This window comes from Brevibacterium siliguriense, assembly GCF_900105315.1.
Classification (GTDB): Bacteria; Actinomycetota; Actinomycetes; order Actinomycetales; family Brevibacteriaceae; genus Brevibacterium; species Brevibacterium siliguriense.
Genome location: NZ_LT629766.1, coordinates 1375604 through 1392622 on the forward strand (window position 1 = coordinate 1375604; position 17019 = coordinate 1392622).

A 17019-nucleotide genomic window follows, 5' to 3' on the forward strand; every position below is an offset into this window, starting at 1 on the left:
AAATCTTGGGCGCTGAGTGCCCCTACTCGAACCTGACTTGCTCACGGACTTCTCGAACGGCTCTGCCTAACGCGTCGACGGTTTCATCGACTTGCTCGCGTGTGAACGTAAGCGGAGGGCAGATTCCGAACCGATCTCCTCGATAGCCGTCGACGTTTCCGCTGAACGAAGGATTGATGAGTACTCCCAGCTCCTGAGTTCGACGAGCGATGCGGGTAGCTATCGCTATTTCTGGAGAGAATGGTTCCTTAGTTTCTCTGTCGGCCACGATCTCGATTCCACATAGCATGCCTTTCCCGGAAACTTCACCGACGATATCCAGACCACCGATTTCTTGGGCCACCCGCTCTTGCAGGTAGGATCCGACGGTCGCTGCGTTTTCCACGAGCTTGTTGTCTTGGATGTAGGTCAGGACAGCCGAGCCCACTGCGCAGGAGAGTGGGTTGCCGCCGTAGGTGAATCCGTGTTCGAAAGCACCGCTTCCAATGCGTACAGCGTCATGGATCTCATTTGTTGTGATGACCGCGCCCAGCGGAGTATAGCCGCTGCTGATCCCTTTTCCGCAGGTGATGATGTCGGGGCGCGTGTTCCAATGTTCAATGGCAAAATTGGCTCCCGTACGTCCCATCCCTGAAAGAACTTCGTCGACTATCAGGAGAACGTCGTACTTGTCACAGATCTCTCTGACCCGTGAAAAGTACTTCGGGTCCGCGACCATGCCCATTGCGGCAGCTCCGACAATCGGTTCAGCGATGAATGCGGCGACACTTTCTGGTCCCTCATTGAGGATGAGTCTTTCCACGTCATCGGCGCACTGCAGTGTGCAAGATGATCGCTCGGAACAGAACTGACACCGGTACTGGTAGGGAGGAGCGGCGTGAGGAAAAGGTAGGAGCATCGGGAGGTAATTCTTTCGTCGAAGCACATGCCCGGTGGCTGACAGAGCTCCGAGAGTGTTGCCGTGGTAGCTGCGCCAGCGTCCTACGATCTTGTACTTCTCGGAATTACCGGATTCCACATGGTAGTGACGTGCGAGTTTGATCGCGGTCTCGTTGGCTTCGGAACCACCCGAGACGAACCGGACTTTGTCGAGCCCATTGGGCGCGAACTCTGCTAGCTGCTGCGCAAGCGCTTCCTGAGGTTCGCTGGTGAATGCTCCGCAGAAACTCACCTTACGTGCCTGCTCGGTCATGGCATCGATGACCTTCTCGACTCCATAGCCGATACTGATGACAACATTGCCACCGGAAGAAGCATCGAGGTACTGATTGCCATCGGCGTCCCATACGTGCACACCGTCGGCGTGACTGACCATTTTGGGGGTATTGACCAGATCTCGATGAAACACGCTAGTTTGGGCTTTGGTTTTCATACTGCTACCTCCGTTTTCACAAGGGTCTTGACTGCGTCGACAATGCGAACCGTGTCGGGCAAATACGAGTTCTCTAAGCTTTGTGCATAGGGGATTGGCACATCCGGCGGGGCAAGAACGTCGATTCGGCATGAGCCGCCGTCAAGTGATGCGTGGCGAACGATTTGAGTGCAGATTTCGCTGGTCGGACCTCCAGTTGGCCAGGACTCCTCGACCAGAAGCAAAGCCTGCGTCTTCTGCGCAGAACGAAGAATGGTAGGAACATCCAACGGTTTGATAGTACGGAGATCGACGATTTCAGCAGCGATACCTTCCTTGGCGAGTTGCTTGGCTGCACGAACCGCACGTTTGACCATCATTCCCGACGTCACGATCGTGACATCGTCGCCGTCATGCACGACGTCGGCTGCACCGATGGGTACCTGTTGATTCCTATCAACGTTTCCCCTGCCGGCGTGTAGCAAACTCATGTGCTCGAGAAATACCACTGGATTCGGGTCAGCAATTGCTGCCGACATCAATGAGTATGAATCTTGTGGTGTAGTTGGAGCAACGATTTTGAGCCCAGGGAAGTTCATCAGTGCACCAACAGGAGTTTCCGGATGCCCTCTGTGTGGTCCAGTTCCATATTTGGCACGAACGACGACCGGCACAGTCAGACCACCAGCTGTTCTGAATGCAACTGATGCCCCCTCCAGCCCAAGGGGAGTCATCGCCAGATTGACAAACTCGCCGAACATCAGATCGACGATGGGTCGAGCGCCCGCCATTGCCGCACCGATTGCAGTGCCGACCATTGCCGCCTCAGAGATCGGGGCGTCAATGAGTGCGTCTTGTGGTCCGAATCGTTCCCATAGTCCTTTGCTTGAGTTCATCGGCCCGCCGAACTCGCCGATGTCCTGCCCCATCAGGAATATTGAGGAATCAGCGGCCATGGCATCCCCGATAGCTTCAACGATCGCCTCACTCATCGTCATTCGAGTCATGATGCGGCCCTCCAATCTTCGGAGTAGGGCGAACGGTTGAGCAGATCGTGCTCCCGTTCCTGCTTCGCCTCTGCGATGATCTCGAGCATCTGCTGATTCTCGGAGGCGATGTGTTCCTGTGCTTCTTTGTGTGAGAGGACCCCCTTGTCGGCAAGCGAATCGCGGTACCTGGTGAGAGGATCTCGCGCCTCCCAACAGCTGACTTCCTCAGCGGTTCGGTAGACCTCCGGGTCAGTCATATAGTGGCCTCCGAGACGATAAGTCTTAGCGTGGATGAAACTCGGTCCAGCTCCATGTCTCGCACGTTCGACTGCCTGGTTCCGGTTGCGTATAACGTCGTCAACGTCGTTGCCGTCGACATCCACGGCGGGCATGCCGCAGGCGCGAGCCCGAGCCGAGACGTCGTTGCCCGCAATTGCGACTGATGCCGGCAATGAAGTCGCATACTGGTTGTTCTGACAGATGTAGACGATCGGAAGTTGGAGCATCGACGCTATGTTCATCGATTCGTAGACGATGCCGGAATTGACGGTCCCGTCTCCAAATGCGCATACCGCAATGGCTTCTGACGATTGTCGTTTGAGGTGAAGGGCGGCTCCGGTCGCATACGACACCGATGTGCCCAACGAGCCCGAGAACATTCCTATGAAATTGCTGCTGGGGCTCGGGCAGATGTCTCCGCGCCAGTTCCCCAGCGACTGACTTCGGTATGTGCCGAACACATTTGCCGCAAGCTGCTCAGGGGTTGAGCCGCGCAGCAGTGCGACAGCGCAAGCTCCGCGGAAGTGTGGAGCGACGACGTCAGTGACTTCCAAGCCTGCGAATCCTCCGACGATCACCGCCTCTTCACCGCGTGCTTCGTGCCAATGCGGGTTGTGCTCGCACATTGCTTGGTCGAAACTGCGAGCTTGGACAAGTTGTCTCCAGATCCCAAGTTCGTCTCGGGCTCCATTGAGTGTCATCTCTTGACCTCGATCGTTCCGATGACCACGCCTAGGGTCAATGTGTCATCAGGAGAGACTCGTTGCTCGTGGAGGACGCCGGACACTGGCGCGACGACTTCGCTGCTGACCTTATCGGTCATGACTTCGGCCACTGCCTCACCTGCTTCGACGCTTTCTCCTTCGTCGACGAGCCAGTCGACGAAGATGCCTTCTTCGTTTCCTTCACCGAGGTCAGCCACCGTGACTTCCGTAATCATTCGAACTTCCTTTAATTGGTAGTACCACTTTCTGAGGCGGTACGACCTATTATTGGATTGGGTGTATCGTGATGTCAATCACTTAATGAAAGAATCTCTGATGGCGCGGAAAGCGGTGGTGTGTACGATGACCGGGATGGACGATTCGACGCGTGCCGCACTGGGCGAGCTGGGCCCGGAGGCGAGCGATTCGCACAATTCGATGACGCAGATCTTTGCAGATGACCCCGTTTCCAGTCGGCTGGCAACTATCATCCATGACCTCGAGCCTGGCGCTCGGTTGCCCTCTGAGCGTCTACTCGCGGAGAAACTGCAGGTCAGCCGCAACGCAATCCGGGACAGGATCGGTGTTCTGGAGGGGTTGGGCGCATTGGCGCGTCGGAAAGGTTCGGGTACGTATGTCGAAAGCCTGAAGCCGGACAGCCTCGCATTCGCGTTGAACCTTGCGATCAGCTCGTCTCACCTTCCGCTGTCGAGCTTGGAGTCTGTCCGTATAGCGCTCGAAAGACAGGCGGCTGCCGAGGCTACAGAGGCCGCTGATCCGGTACTGATTGCCTATATGCGAAGCGCGCTCAATTCGATGGCTTCGACCGACGATTCTATGGAGATCCTGGAAGCAGATCGGGCGTTTCATCAATCACTGTTGCGCGCCGCAGGCAATCCAGCGCTGATCTTCTTTGCTGATGCTCTGGCTGGCGTCTTGGTGCAGGGTATGAAAGACCGAAGCGATCGTTCAGTAGCTCGCGTATCGAAGGAGGCTCTCATCGGTAAGCACGAAGACATCTACGAGGCGGTCGTGTCCGGACGGCAAGAGGCGGCAATGGCCGCAATCGACGAACATTTCAAGGCGCTGCCGCAGCAGGCTTCGTGAGGTCTGCGCTTTGCATCTATGCGCTCAAGGCGCCCCGGTTCTGCTGCCCGACCAGCCGGCGGGTGCAATCATGGACGGGGGTTGACCTTGGCGCTCAGGCGAACAGCGCGAGCCCGAACACCGCGAAGACGATGAGGAGTGCGACTCCGTGAACAGCCGTGACGCGTCGGCCCGCGAACGCTATGGTCGAGACCAGCAGCGTGATCGCGAGCAGAGCCAGATTGATCGGCGACTCGGCGAGCACGATCTGCTGATCGGTGAGCATCCCGATGACCAGCACCGTCGGAATCGTCAGCCCCACCGTCGACACCTGTGCCCCATGGCAGAGGTTGCTCACGCGCTGGATTTCACCGTTCCACGCCGCTCTGATCGAGGTGAGCGTCTCGGGCAGGAACACGATCATCGCAATGACCACCCCGGACAATGCCACCGGAGCACCGAGGCGGCTCAATCCGTCGTCGAGTAGCGTGGCCATGTCGTGGGAGAGCAGGACGATCGGCAGTACCGTGGCGACGAGGAGAGCCAGTCGGGCGACGATCTCCGTGCGGTGGGTCGAGAGGATCTCGACGATCCCCTGCGGTTCGGACTCGGATTCGGACTCGGCCCGGTCTGCCGCCTCGGCGGGGGAGGAGCGCGTCGTTCCGGTTGTCGATGAGGCGCCCGCCGGCGCTGTGCCGGCGAGGGCCACCTCGGTGAATTCATGAGCCTGCGGACCCATCTGGCGGTAGAGGAAGAAGACATAGGCGCCGACGGTGATCACGATGATCGGGATCTCCTGCCAGGTCTCATAGGCGCCGTCAGGGGTGCCGATGAGGGCGGGCACGGCGAAGGCGAGGGCGGCGAAGACGACGATCATGACCAGGTAGTTCGAGACGCCCGTGCGATTGTGGGTGAGTGCGCCGTGGCGCAGTCCGCTGATCAGCAGACAGAGGCCGATGACAGCGCCCAGGATGATCATCGACACCGCCATCACCGAATCGCGGGCGATCGTCGCGTGATCGCCGGGGCCCAGCAGGACCGCGGCGATGAGGATGACCTCGATGAGGCAGATCGAGATCGTCAGCACGAGTGAGCCGTAGGGATCGCCGAGGCGGGACGCTAAGTGTTCGGCCTCGGTGACGACTCCGAAGGCACAGATGAGAATGACCGCGATGATGACGACGAGCGCGGTGACAAGGAGCAGCATCGGCACCGGAGGTGCGAGCAGGGAGCCCATGAATTGCAGGGCGATGAATACGCCCCAGCCGAGGACGAGTCGCAGGATTGCGGTCGGCGTGATGATGGTGCGGAGGGCGGCGGTCATGAAAGGTCTTCCTCTGTCTCTGAGGCCGTCCTCATCGTGAATCTCACGCAACCGGGTCGTCCCGGTCGGTTCCTTCCGCTTTCAGGTTATCCAGGGGTGCCTGACTCGGCAAATCCGGTGGTCTGGGGCACCGGATGGGTTCGTGTGACCCGACGTTGACTGGAGGCGCTCGCCGGAGCGCAGGCGAAGCCGACCACCCAGCCTGTTGTGGTACATGTTCTTCTGGAATGCCCACTTTCCCCAGTGAGCACTTCAGAGAGAGGTGTACCAATTCGCTGGATCGTGATGCCGCATCGACTGCAGAGTGCTCCAAAAGGGGTGAATGGGGTGCGACTCACGGCCCGGGCGACAGTGCCAGTCTGCGCGGAGGAGCGTTCCTCAGAACCCGTAGGCGGCGTCGCGCTCCTCCCGGCTCGAGGCCAAGGTGCGGGTGAAGGCGGGCGGCGAAGGCCGTTGTGGCTCAAACTGAGCTTCACCTCCGTCGCGCGCGGTCGACGAGGTCAGCCAGCGCTGACGTATCCGAGCTGTTGTGCATTGCGTCGCGATTGCTGAATGGGATGCCCGATTGCAGGCCTCTCCCACCGCAGGTGATCGCCTCGCCGAGCAGGCTCAATCCGATGCTCAGTGTCATGGGGCGAACGGCTTCCTCGGCGCCGATGAGCTGAGCACCGAAGTGCAGGCCCAAGCCGGCCAGCAGGCTGAAAGCCCAGATGATCATCGTCTTCACGGTGTACTTCTGGTGGAGAGTGCCGCCTCGTTCGAAGAGGACAGTGGAAGCTCCGCGCAGCATTCCGAAGCTGACCCCGACCACCACCGAGGCGGTCAGGAAGGTGATGTTCGCCGGTGTCCAGTGATGGAACCCCCATAGTTCCTTGGCGGCCAGTCCCAGCAGGATCAGCGGTGGAACTGCGAGATCTTTGGCGTCGACGGGCTCTCCGAGGAAACGCCGAACGATGACGACGACGATGACGACTATGGCTCCGAGGGCGAGGAGAAGGGGTGGCATGGTGGGTCTCCTTCGACGTTGTGGCAGGTGTGTGCTAAAACGATAACACGATCTAGCAGGGATATGCTATAAAAGATCTATGCCGAAATTCGTCGATCCTGTTCAGCGCCGTGAGCTCATTGCCGATGGACTCTTCGCCATCGTCCTCAGGCAGGGGTTGGGAAAGGTCTCGTTGCGTACGATCGCTGACGAGACCGGCTTGGCCATCGGCTCGATCCGCCACTACTTCTCCGGCGCCGACGGGATCGTCCGTTTCGCGCTCGAAACCCTCGTCGAGCGAGTCGGAGAGCGACTCGAGGCGCGACTGGCCGACATGCTTCCCAGACTCGACGCCGGGAGCATCGATCACGGTGAAGCCAAAGAGCTGACGGTCGACTTCCTCTCCGAGCTGCTGCCGCTGGATGAGACCCGGCACCGAGAATCAGTGGTGTGGCTGGCCTTCGAGGAAGAAGCGCGAACGACACCGGAACTTGCTGATGTCTTCGAGACTGCCGTGCGCGGCACCCGTGTTCTCATGGCTCGAGTCGTCGAGAGCATGATTGGCCGCGGAGTCCTGCGCGCCGGCCTCGACGTTCAATCCGAGGCCGAAACGCTCGCTGCTCTCATCGACGGGTTGACCCTGCGCTCGGCGCTTCACCCGGGAGTTCTCACTCCTGAGCGTGCGCGAGACCTGCTCGCCGCGCACCTCGACGGTCTGCGGGCCTGAGCTTCGACGCCTCAATTGTCTTTCGGAGGCATCTGACGATGCAGTAAGTGGGTCCAGATTGCCGATATCGGCCGTGAGAATTCGGCAATCTGAACCCACTTGACTCGTCTGCGCGGAGGAGCGTTTCTCAGAACCCGTAGGCGGCGTCGCGCTCCTCCCGGATCGAGGCCAGGGTGCGGGTGAGTACGATCGTGTCTTCGACGAGGCGGTCGAGTCGCTGCAGGACGTCGTGACTGACGATCTCGCCGCGATGAAGGTCGCTCTCCTCGACGAACACATACGGCTGGACGACCTGCGCCTTCATGTAGCTCAGTATCGGCAGCAGGTGCTGGGCCGCAATGAGGTAGTGCTTCGACGAACCGGCGGTGGCGATGACGCCGACGACCTTGTCGAGGAATGCGCTGACCGGCAGCAGGTCGAAGACGTTCTTCAGTGCCGCCGGGATCGAGGCCTGGAAGATCGGGGTGCCGATGATGATCGCATCGGCGTCCATGAGTTCCCTGGCCACCCGGCCGGTGTCGCCGGTGTACTCGGTGTAGTTCCGGCCGTCGGCGAAGATCATGTCCGCCTCGGCGAGATCGATGACGTGGAGCTCGATGCTGGAGTCATAGGCGGCGACCGTCTTAGCGAGGTGATCGATCACGGTCCGGGTCTTCGTTCCGACATTCGAACCGGACAGCAGGACCATCTTCATGACAGGGTCTCCTCGGCGGAATCGGAAGCGGGATCGGAGTCGAATGCAGAACCGGTGGATTCGGAGGCAGACTCTTCGGGAGCTGCAGCGGTGTACTTCTTCACGGTCGGCAGGACCTCAGTGCCGATGATCTCGATCTGCTTCATCACGTCGGCATAGGCCATTCCGCCGAAGTCGACCTGGGCGAGGTAGCGCTGATGGCCGAAGACCTCATGCTGGTGAAGGATCTTCTCGACGATCTGCTGCGGGCTGCCGATGTTCGCGATGCTCGCCGGGTGGACGCTCTGCGCGAAATGCTGCTTGGGCATGCCCTGCCCGTTCGTGCGCTTCATCCCCTCGTTGATATGCGGATAGATGCCAGCCAGCGCCTCCTGCGAGGTCTCTGCAGCGTGGAAGAAACCGGCCGTGGCGATCGGCAGGGTAGCTGGGTCGAATCCGGCATGAGCAGCCGCGCGACGATAGGCGTCGACGGTTCCTTTGAACACCGAGGTGGTCCCGCCGAGGTGGGCCATGACCATGGGTACTCCCGCCAGTCCGGCCTTCACCGCGCTCGCCGGTGCTCCGCCGACGGCGCGCCAGATGCGCAGCGCCCGCCCGGTGGGGCGAGGGAGGACCTCGGCTTGGTTGAGTGGAGCCCGGAACTGACCCGACCACGTCACCTGCTTCTCGCGATTGATTGTGAGCAGCAGATCGAGCTTCTCCTCGTACAGCTCTTCGTAGTCGCGCAGGTCGTAGCCGAGGAGTTCGAACAGGCCGACCCGGGAAGCGCGGCCGGCGACGAGTTCGGCGCGACCGCTCGAGATCAGATCGATGGTCGCGAAGTTCTCGAACACCCTGACCGGATCCGAGGTCGACAGGATCGTCGAAGAGCTGCCGATGCGGATCTTATCGGTGGCCTGAGCGATGGCGCCGAGGACGACGGCGTGGGCCTGCGAGGCGAAGAATTCCTGATGACTCTCGCCGAGGCTGAAGAAGTCGAGCCCGGCTGCCTCCGCCGCCTGGGCGTACCCGATGAATTCGTGGATGCGCTGACCGGCGTCGACGCGTGAGCCGTCGTGTGGGTCGGGCAGATGGTCGCCGAGGCTGTAGATGCCGAACTGCAGGCCCTGACCACGGTCGAAGCCGAACTCGTGCATGAAATTCGGCTGCTGTGACCGCCCCGAGCTCGGTGTTGCGGAGGGTGGGGTGTCGGATGCGTCGGGGGACTGTGACGGGGTGGTGTCCACCCGCGCGGACTCGCTCAAAGTGTCTCCTCGTGACGGCGAAAATGTCATTTGCCATGTCAACTGAGAAGTCGGCGCGGTTATTCCCGACTGCTCCCGCCGCGCTTCCGGCTGGTGTCGTAGATCTTCTTCATGAGAGCGTGCAGCTGAATCTTCTCGTCCTCACTCAAGGAATCGTCGAACAGCGATGACTGCTGTTGAAGCTGCGAGGGATACGCACGTTCGAGAAGTTCACGGCCCATGTCGGTCAGCGAGATGTGTTTGGTCTTCCAGTCCTGTTCGCGGGAGATCAGCCCCTCGGCCTCGAGCCGGGCGAGCATGCGGGAGATGCCTCCGCTGCTGACGGTCAGGCCCTCGGCGAGTTCGGACTGTGTGATGGGTGCGTAGTTGCGGATATGGGCGAGGGCCTCGAATTGGGCGACAGTGAGTCCGAACTGGCGCAGGTGCTCATTGGAGAGCCGGTTGCTGTTCTGGACGAAGCGGGCCATGCGCAGCCAGATGAGCGTGCTCAGATTGAGGTCCTCCATCGTGGCTCCCTCTTCAGGTCCCCGAATGGAGTTGCATGAGTTCGGCTGCCCGGCCCGAATCCCTTTCCTCGATTGCCGCGACGATGTCGACATGCAGTTGGAGGCGCTCGCAGATGTATTCGTCGAGCGGCTTTTCCGCGCTCGGCAGCACGTTGACCGTGTGCTCATCGATGATCGCCATGAGGTTGAGGTAGATCGACCGCAGGATCTGATTCGGCGTGATCTCGGCGATTCGCCTGTGCAGCGACCAGTTCGACTCGAGGAACCTTTTGGCGTCGTTGTCATCGACGGCTGACCTCATGGATGCGATCATCGACCACAGGTCCTTGACGTCTGCCAGGCCTCCATGCTCGACCGCGTCGGCGACGAGCAGCGGCTCGAGTCCGTCGCGTACTCTCATGGCATCGTCGACCGAGGTTGTCGCCTGGTCGAGAGCAAGCAGCGAGTTGCCCAGGCGCGCCATCGGCGTCGGTGCGGCTGCGAAGAGCCCACCGCCCGGCCCTGGCCGCAGTGTGATGACCCCGCGATGTTGGAGGAGTCGAAGTGCTTCGTTGAAAGTCCCTTTTGAGACGCCGCACTCGGCTTGGAGGTCGCCCTTCGTGCCGAGGCGCTGCCCTGGTTCGAGGTTCGCCGCGCGTTCTGAGAGGACGTTGACCGCCACGTCGATACGCGAGGACGAGTGCATCGAGGGGTGAGCTCCGTCTGTCATCGTCTCACCATCCTCTCACTGTTCGTCGAAGTGATCACGAGCCGCTTCGGTGCTGGTTGTCGTCATCATAATGAGATTACCCGACCCCTTGACACGCCCGTGCAGGACAATGCATTCTAGAACTCGTAATTGAGCATGATCAATTATTCTTAATTATAGCTTCGGCTCAAGGCCGATGCCGACACCGATCGTCAAAGGAGACTACATTGGCCCCGAAGAACCGTGAGAGCAAGCGTCCGATCAATGTTCCGCTGTTCCACCACACCACGTTCACCACACGCAAGCTCGATGAGATGGTCGACTGGTATGAGAAGGTCGCAGGCCTGACCCCAGTCCATTGGGCCGAGGGCGCTGCCTGGCTGACCAATGACGAGGCCAACCATCGCATCGCCCTCCTCGCCCTGCCCGGTCTCAAGGAACCTGAGGACAAGGGCCACACGATCGGCCTGCACCACACAGCCTTCGAATACGCGAGCTTCGAGCAGTGGATCCACAACTACGAGCGCCTGCGCGATCTCGGCATCGTCCCCTTCATGTGCCTCGATCACGGCATGACCGTGTCGATGTACTACCAGGACCCTGAGGGCAACGGAGTCGAGATCCAGTACGACACGTTCGGTGCGTGGGAGAAGTCGAAGGAATGGATGTACTTCTCCGCGGAGTTCGCCGCCGACCAGATCGGAGAGTTCTTCGATCCCGAGTACTTCTCTCGTGATCACGCCGCCGGACTCACCCCAGAACAGATGCACGAGAATGCTCGCGCCGGCAAATACCGTCCGGAGGTCACCCCCGAGGTGTATCTGCCCGAGGCCTACTGACCCGATCCTCACCGAGGCGGCCCTGCCGCCGATTCTGTGCACACTCTGCTGTGCGGAAAGCGAAGTACTCATGCGTCTAGCCAATGTCAACGGTCGAGCCACACTCATCTCGTCGGACAGTACTCTCGACGATGCCAAGGGCATCGACGTCGAGAAGGCCTCCGAAGGTCGCTTCGGCCCCGAGGTCGCCCTCCTCTATGACGACTGGTCGGCCTTCGCCGGCTGGGCCGAGAGCTTCGACGTCGACGGCGGTGACCTCACTGCCATCGCCTCGACCGACCTCGGAAGCCCCACGCCGTGCCCGCGCCAGATCCTCGCGGCGGGCCTCAACTATGCTGAGCATGCGGCCGAGTCCGGGTTCGAACGCCCCGATGAACTGCCCCCGATCTTTACGAAGTTCGTCTCCAGTGTGAGCGGGCCTCACACCACGGTGACCCTGCCTCCGGGCGGGCGCACGGACTGGGAAGTCGAACTCGGCGTCGTCATCGGCTCCGAGATCCACAATGTGAGCGAAGATGAGGCGATGGCAGCCATCGCGGGCATCACGATCACCCAGGACATCTCCGAACGTGTGGTGCAGCTGCGCGGCCCCGCCCCGCAGTTTTCGCTCGGCAAGTCCTTCCCCGGTTTCCTTCCCGTCGGCCCCTGGCTGACCACCGGTGCTGACGTCGGCGACCCGAACGATCTGGAGATCAGCTGCGACATCGACGGCGAGACCATGCAGTCCTCGACGACGAAGTCCCTCATCTTCCCGGTCGGTGCCCTCATCGCCGGACTCGCCGAGGTCATCACCCTCTATCCGGGTGATCTCATCCTCACCGGCACCCCTGACGGTGTCGGACTCGGCCGGGATCCCCAGCGCTGGATCCAGGACGGCGAAGTGCTGCGCTCACGCATCGGCCACCTCGGCGAACTCCGCCAGACGTTCACAGCGAGCTGAAGCTCGGATCCGCCCCCATCATCCACATTCTCGTCCGAAGGAGAACGAGGAATGACTTACCCTGCACCCGACACCCCCATCCGCACCGACGTCCTCGTCGTCGGAGCTGGCCCGGCCGGACTCACCCTCTCGACAATCCTCGCCCGTGACGAGGTCGACGCAATCACCATCACCCGCTATTCGGGCACGGCGAATTCCCCGCGTGCCCACATAACGAACCAGCGGACGATGGAGGTCTTCCGCGACCTCGGACTCGAAGAAGCCGTCACCGAGGTGGCCACTCCCAATGAGTACATGCGCAACAATGTGTGGGCCACGAGTTTCGCCGGCCAGGAGATTGCGCGCCTCGAGACCTGGGGCACCGGCTGCGAACGCTCCGGCGACTACGAACTCGCCAGCCCCAGTCGGATGTGCAATATCCCGCAGCACATCCTCGAACCGGTCATTCTCCAGGGCGCCCAGGACAATGGCGCCGATATCCGCTTCTCCACGGAGCTCATTTCCGCGGTGGAACGCAGTGACGGGGTGCATGCGACCGTCCGCGACCGTGACTCCGGCGAGGAGTCAACCATCATCGCCCGCTACATCGTCGGAGCCGACGGCGGCCGGTCGACCGTGGCCGAGGAGTTCGGCTTCACCTTCACCGGAGAGTCCGGACTCGGAGCGGCACTGAACATCTGGCTCGAGGCCGACCTGACGCAATACTGCGACTACCGGCCTGGGACTCTCTATTGGATGGCTCAGCCGGGCAACGACTACTGGGTGGGCTCGGGCACATGGATCTGCGTGAAGCCGTACACCGAATGGGTGCTGCTGTGCATGTACGACCCCAACGAGGGCGAACCCGATATCAGCACCGAGGCGCTGATCGAGCGGGCAAGGTTGACGATCGGCGATCCCGACGTCGACATCACTATCAAGCAGGTGTCGAAATGGCAGATCAACCATGTCGTCGCCGACGACTATCGCCGTGGCCGCGCCTTCCTCGCTGGTGATGCCGCGCACCGCCATCCGCCCGCCAACGGGCTCGGCACGAACACCTCGGTCCAGGACGCGTTCAACCTCGGATGGAAACTCTCCGCAGTTCTCCGCGGAGAGGCCGACGACGCTCTGCTCGACACATATAGCCAGGAACGCCAGCCCGTCGGCAGACGGGTCGTCGACCGGGCGATGAAGAGCGTCGAAGACATGGGTCCGATCTCTCGTGCGCTGGGATTCGAACCCGGGCAGAGCGCCGAGGACGGCTGGGCCAGCCTCAACGCGCTCAATGCCGATCCGAAGCGCCGCCAAGAGCTCATCGAGGCCGTCGAACTGCAGCACTTCCAGTTCAATGCACTCGGCATCGAGCTCGGCCAGAAGTACGCATCGGACGGCATCGTCGGTGCCGGTGCTGATACAGGTGGGGTCGGTTCGGACCCCGGCGCCGAGGCGGGCATCCGTTCCGGCGACCCCGATCTCGACTATGTCCCGAGCACACAGGCCGGTTCACTGCTGCCGCACGCCTGGGTCGACCACGAGCGACACAGGTTGTCGACACTCGACCTCGTCGGCGACGGCGAGTGGACGCTGCTGACCGGCCACGACGATGCCGGATGGGCCGAGGCCGCGGCCGAGGGCAGCCGGGTCACCGGCCGTGAGATCCGCGTGGCGCAGGTGTCCATGGGCGGGGAATTCAATGATGTCCTCCACCGATGGGTCTCACTCATCGACACTGCCGATTCCGGAGCGCTGCTCGTGCGGCCTGACCGCGTCATCGTCTGGAACTGCCATGAGCGTCCCGCCGACCCGGCCGCAGCGCTCGTGGAAGCTTTGAATGTCGGGCTGGGGCGGAAGCCGACCGCAGCAGTCTGAGACTGACCACCAATAGAAAGGACCACCGAACTCTATGTGCAATGGCGCTCATGAGACCAGCTTCGAGACAACTTCGACGACGACTCACCCGGCAACCGTTTCGGAGGTGACGGCTCCGCCCAGACGTTCGGTTCTGCGCTCGACGCTGCTCAGCGGTGCGGCCGTCGCGGGTGCCGGCCTTCTCTCGGCCTGCGGGTACTCAGGAGCGAACGCCGGGCCGAGCACCGCCTCGGCGAAGGCGAATCCCAGCCAACGGGCCACGAAGTTCGATCTCGTGCTGCTCGGTACGAAAGCTGGTCCTCCGCCGGCGAAGGACCGAGAGGGGGATCTCTTCTGCGCTGGTCGTCGAGGGCAAGACCTATCTCGTCGACTGTGGGCAGAGCTCAGTCAGCCAGCACAAACGCTCAGGGTTGAAGTACGGTGACCTGGCGGGGATCTTCCTCACACACCTGCACGCCGACCACCTCGCCGACTACTACAACTACTTCATAATGGCCGGTACCACCGGAGAGAAGAACGGGGACGTCACTCCCTCGGGAATTCCCGTCTGGGGTCCCGGTTCGGCGCAGGGACTGCCGACGGCACGTGGCCGGAAGCTGCCGACGGTCGGAGGAGGCGAACCGACCCCGGGGATCAAAGCGCTCACCGACCATCTGCACCAGGCGTTCGCCTATTCGAGCAACATCTTCATCCGCGATGCTGGGTTCCGAGACCCGCGTGACATTCCCGATGTCCACGAGATCGCCTTGCCCAGAGACTCGACCGCGACCTGGGAGAACACGGCCCCGGCGATGAAGCCGTTCACTGTGATGGAAGACGACCGCGTCAAGGTCTCCGCCACCCTCGTACCGCATGGGCCGGTGTTCCCCTCATTCGCTTTCCGATTCGACACTGATCACGGTTCGGTGACGTTCTCGGGTGACACACGCAAGAACGACAATCTCATCACGCTGGCCAAGGGCTCAGACATCCTCGTCCACGAAGCCTTGCGCATCCCGCCGGATGCCGGTCTCACGGACGACATCATCGACCACCACGGGAAGTCCCACGTCTTCGTCGACGAGGTAGGACCCATCGCGCAAGCCGCCGATGTCCCCTCGCTTGTGCTCTCCCACATCGAGGAGACCGGCGGCGGTGTCATCGACCCAGCAGTGTGGACGAAAGAGGCCGCGCACGGCTATGACGGCAAGGTCACCGTCGGCGAGGACCTCATGCGCATCGCGGTCGGCAGATAGCGCTTCAGGTCGTCCGACGCCAGACCGAGGCGCGTGACACCAGAATTCCCAGCATCACCCCTCAGATTCAGCAGAACCGAAGAGGCCGGCAGAGGTATCGGGGTGGTGCGGGACGGCCGCAAGGCCTCCACGCTCGGTCTCGTTGGGGAAGGCAGATTCGCCTTGCTCTCAGGAGTCGGAAGTGAGGACTGGGAGCAAGCCGCTCGTCAGCTCGGTGTTGAACTGGGGATCGACATTCGCTCGCGCATGATCGGGCGCGGCGAGGCGATCGATGACTCGTACGGCGCATGGGCTCGAACTCGGGAGGTCGATGACAGCGGAGCAGTGCTCGTCCGTTCCGATGGATGCGTCGCTTGGAGAACCTCCACGAATTCAGGACGGCTCCTTCGGTGCGGAGCCATTGGCGGACTCGTGCTCGACCATGGTTCGCAGAAGGCCCTCGAAGGTCTCAGGAGATTGGGGCTTGGACGGGCACTGCTCCGGCATTCGAGAAATGGGGCCTTGGGCCCGGTGGGAAGATGGTCAACCTTGCTGGCGGATTCGAATCTGCTGGGTCGGGCATGCTTCTGCTCGGTCTGAGTACACTACTGGGTGCCTCGATGGTGACGGGCGCACTCGGAATGGCCGCCTCTGTGAACTCGAAGAACGGTCTTTGGGTGGCGAGGGGAGGCCGCGAGCTGCCGCTCGTCTACGCCGCCGCAGCCGAAGCCGAACTGGTCGACGGCGCATAGTGCGAGCCTGCGCGGCCACGTGCGCCCGGTGCGCCGCGCGCCCGTCTCCGCGGACGACCAGAGAAGTGCCACAGGTCGGTGAACTCATCGCTCGACTCCTCTGGCGGGCACAGTTTGGCCCAGGCGAAGAATTCAGCCGCAGGCTCAGGCGTCCGCGGCTGCAGCGCGGGATGCGCTCGAGTGCTTTCCTCCCTTGCCTGCTTTGCCGGCGAAGAGGAGACGGTCGACGCTCAGGTGGCCAGGACCTGTGCCGGCAATCAGCAGAGCGCCTGCGGCGAGGGCCGCGACGAGCTCCCAGCCTCCCTGGTCGACGAAAGGGGTCGGGGTGAGGTGGACAATGATCAGTGCGCCGATGACATTGGCCGCCAGCAGGAGCCCGACCATGGGAGTGAGCGCGCCGATGATGAGCAGTGCTCCGCCGATGAGTTCAATGAAGGTTGCGACCGGGGCAGCGATATCGGCCATCGGCACGCCCATCTGCGCAAACGAATCGCTGGTTCCGGCGATGGTCCAGTCATTGAACTTCTGCCACCCGTGGGCGATGAAGATCGCACCGAGGCCGATCCGGGCGATGAGGGTGATGATGTCGCGGGCGAAGGTCGGCAGTCCAGTCGTTGCGTACACTGTGATCTCCAAGATTGGTTGAAATTGCAATCACATCGTATGTGTTGAAGGTGACAAGACGCTGACAACAACCGCCAACGCGGCACAGCAGCGAGAGCAGCCCTCGACGAATCGTCCGTTGAATTGCCTTCTCTTCCCGCGGCCCGGTGTCGTGCCGTCTCTGGTCATCCCCGACCGGAGTGGGACAATGGTGGCCAAGACCGTGCCGCGTGGGTGAGTGCA

At 61.7% G+C, this 17019-nt stretch carries 19 protein-coding genes and 1 pseudogene; 8 read left to right on the forward strand and 12 right to left on the reverse strand.

Going from position 1 to position 17019, the window contains the following annotated elements; all coding sequences use genetic code 11:
• Positions 1–22: 22 nt before the first annotated feature.
• From BLU88_RS05995 to BLU88_RS06010, 4 genes are read right to left on the reverse strand one after another with little or no spacing between them, the layout of a single operon-like run.
• On the reverse strand, positions 23–1372 hold the full coding sequence (locus BLU88_RS05995) for an aminotransferase family protein (protein ID WP_092011231.1): 1350 nt from the start codon (positions 1370–1372) through the stop codon (positions 23–25).
• On the reverse strand, positions 1369–2349 hold the full coding sequence (locus BLU88_RS06000; RefSeq protein ID WP_231939629.1) for an alpha-ketoacid dehydrogenase subunit beta: 981 nt from the start codon (positions 2347–2349) through the stop codon (positions 1369–1371). The genes BLU88_RS05995 and BLU88_RS06000 overlap by 4 nt, the downstream gene beginning before the upstream one ends.
• A gap of 5 nt (positions 2350–2354) precedes the next feature.
• The gene (locus BLU88_RS06005; protein WP_092011238.1) at positions 2355–3320 is read right to left on the reverse strand and encodes a thiamine pyrophosphate-dependent dehydrogenase E1 component subunit alpha; all 966 of its coding nucleotides are present in this window, start codon (positions 3318–3320) and stop codon (positions 2355–2357) included.
• The gene (locus BLU88_RS06010; RefSeq protein ID WP_092011241.1) at positions 3317–3559 is read right to left on the reverse strand and encodes a biotin/lipoyl-containing protein; all 243 of its coding nucleotides are present in this window, start codon (positions 3557–3559) and stop codon (positions 3317–3319) included. Before BLU88_RS06010 ends, BLU88_RS06005 begins: the two co-directional genes overlap by 4 nt.
• A gap of 136 nt (positions 3560–3695) precedes the next feature.
• On the opposite strand from BLU88_RS06010, the gene BLU88_RS06015 reads away from it, so the two are divergent.
• The gene (locus BLU88_RS06015; RefSeq protein WP_231939630.1) at positions 3696–4430 is read left to right on the forward strand and encodes a FadR/GntR family transcriptional regulator; all 735 of its coding nucleotides are present in this window, start codon (positions 3696–3698) and stop codon (positions 4428–4430) included.
• 94 nt (positions 4431–4524) lie between these two features.
• Here the strand turns inward: BLU88_RS06015 and BLU88_RS06020 are convergent, their stop codons facing one another.
• Together BLU88_RS06020 and BLU88_RS06025 are read right to left on the reverse strand one after the other, a co-directional pair.
• A complete protein-coding gene (locus BLU88_RS06020; protein WP_092011247.1) occupies positions 4525–5733 on the reverse strand; it encodes a calcium:proton antiporter in 1209 nt (402 codons plus the stop codon).
• Between the two features lie 472 nt (positions 5734–6205).
• A complete protein-coding gene (locus BLU88_RS06025; RefSeq protein WP_092011250.1) occupies positions 6206–6739 on the reverse strand; it encodes a hypothetical protein in 534 nt (177 codons plus the stop codon).
• 79 nt (positions 6740–6818) lie between these two features.
• Between BLU88_RS06025 and BLU88_RS06030 the strand changes: the two genes are divergently transcribed.
• Positions 6819–7445, forward strand: a complete 627-nt coding sequence (locus tag BLU88_RS06030; protein ID WP_092011257.1) for a TetR/AcrR family transcriptional regulator — start codon at positions 6819–6821, stop codon at positions 7443–7445.
• A gap of 127 nt (positions 7446–7572) precedes the next feature.
• Here the strand turns inward: BLU88_RS06030 and BLU88_RS06035 are convergent, their stop codons facing one another.
• From BLU88_RS06035 to BLU88_RS06050, 4 genes are read right to left on the reverse strand one after another with little or no spacing between them, the layout of a single operon-like run.
• The gene (locus tag BLU88_RS06035) at positions 7573–8139 is read right to left on the reverse strand and encodes an NADPH-dependent FMN reductase (protein ID WP_092011260.1); all 567 of its coding nucleotides are present in this window, start codon (positions 8137–8139) and stop codon (positions 7573–7575) included.
• Positions 8136–9383: an LLM class flavin-dependent oxidoreductase gene (locus BLU88_RS06040; protein WP_231939631.1), complete on the reverse strand. Its 1248-nt coding sequence runs from the start codon at positions 9381–9383 to the stop codon at positions 8136–8138. The genes BLU88_RS06035 and BLU88_RS06040 overlap by 4 nt, the downstream gene beginning before the upstream one ends.
• 59 nt (positions 9384–9442) lie before the next feature.
• On the reverse strand, positions 9443–9889 hold the full coding sequence (locus BLU88_RS06045; RefSeq protein ID WP_092011266.1) for a MarR family winged helix-turn-helix transcriptional regulator: 447 nt from the start codon (positions 9887–9889) through the stop codon (positions 9443–9445).
• Positions 9890–9902: 13 nt separating this feature from the next.
• Positions 9903–10598 (reverse strand): FadR/GntR family transcriptional regulator, encoded by a 696-nt coding sequence (locus tag BLU88_RS06050; RefSeq protein WP_231939632.1) that lies wholly within the window; start codon positions 10596–10598, stop codon positions 9903–9905.
• A 206-nt stretch (positions 10599–10804) separates the two neighbouring features.
• Here BLU88_RS06050 and BLU88_RS06055 point away from each other — a divergent pair, with 206 nt between their 5' ends.
• From BLU88_RS06055 to BLU88_RS06065, 3 genes are all read left to right on the forward strand, one after another.
• Positions 10805–11416 carry a VOC family protein gene (locus tag BLU88_RS06055; protein WP_197678197.1) on the forward strand — a complete coding sequence of 204 codons (612 nt, stop codon included), beginning with the start codon at positions 10805–10807 and terminating at the stop codon, positions 11414–11416.
• A 70-nt stretch (positions 11417–11486) separates the two neighbouring features.
• Complete coding sequence (locus tag BLU88_RS06060) at positions 11487–12356, forward strand: fumarylacetoacetate hydrolase family protein (protein ID WP_092011269.1); 870 nt, start codon at positions 11487–11489, stop codon at positions 12354–12356.
• Between the two features lie 51 nt (positions 12357–12407).
• Entirely contained in the window at positions 12408–14207 is a 1800-nt protein-coding gene (locus BLU88_RS06065) for an FAD-dependent oxidoreductase (RefSeq protein WP_092011272.1), read from the forward strand.
• An 84-nt stretch (positions 14208–14291) separates the two neighbouring features.
• On the opposite strand, the gene BLU88_RS18565 is transcribed toward BLU88_RS06065, so the two are convergent.
• Positions 14292–14468: a hypothetical protein gene (locus BLU88_RS18565; RefSeq protein WP_231939633.1), complete on the reverse strand. Its 177-nt coding sequence runs from the start codon at positions 14466–14468 to the stop codon at positions 14292–14294.
• Between the two features lie 65 nt (positions 14469–14533).
• On the opposite strand from BLU88_RS18565, the gene BLU88_RS06070 reads away from it, so the two are divergent.
• From BLU88_RS06070 to BLU88_RS19000, 3 genes and pseudogenes are all read left to right on the forward strand, one after another.
• Positions 14534–15442: an MBL fold metallo-hydrolase gene (locus tag BLU88_RS06070; RefSeq protein WP_269457687.1), complete on the forward strand. Its 909-nt coding sequence runs from the start codon at positions 14534–14536 to the stop codon at positions 15440–15442.
• A gap of 105 nt (positions 15443–15547) precedes the next feature.
• A pseudogene (locus tag BLU88_RS19125) lies at positions 15548–15805 on the forward strand (aromatic-ring hydroxylase C-terminal domain-containing protein); the annotation flags it as partial.
• Positions 15787–16173, forward strand: a complete 387-nt coding sequence (locus tag BLU88_RS19000; protein WP_331712461.1) for a DoxX family membrane protein — start codon at positions 15787–15789, stop codon at positions 16171–16173. The pseudogene BLU88_RS19125 and the gene BLU88_RS19000, both read left to right, overlap by 19 nt.
• A 144-nt stretch (positions 16174–16317) precedes the next feature.
• Here BLU88_RS19000 and BLU88_RS06080 read toward each other — a convergent pair whose 3' ends face one another.
• Complete coding sequence (locus BLU88_RS06080; RefSeq protein ID WP_092011278.1) at positions 16318–16797, reverse strand: DoxX family protein; 480 nt, start codon at positions 16795–16797, stop codon at positions 16318–16320.
• Positions 16798–17019: the final 222 nt, after the last annotated feature.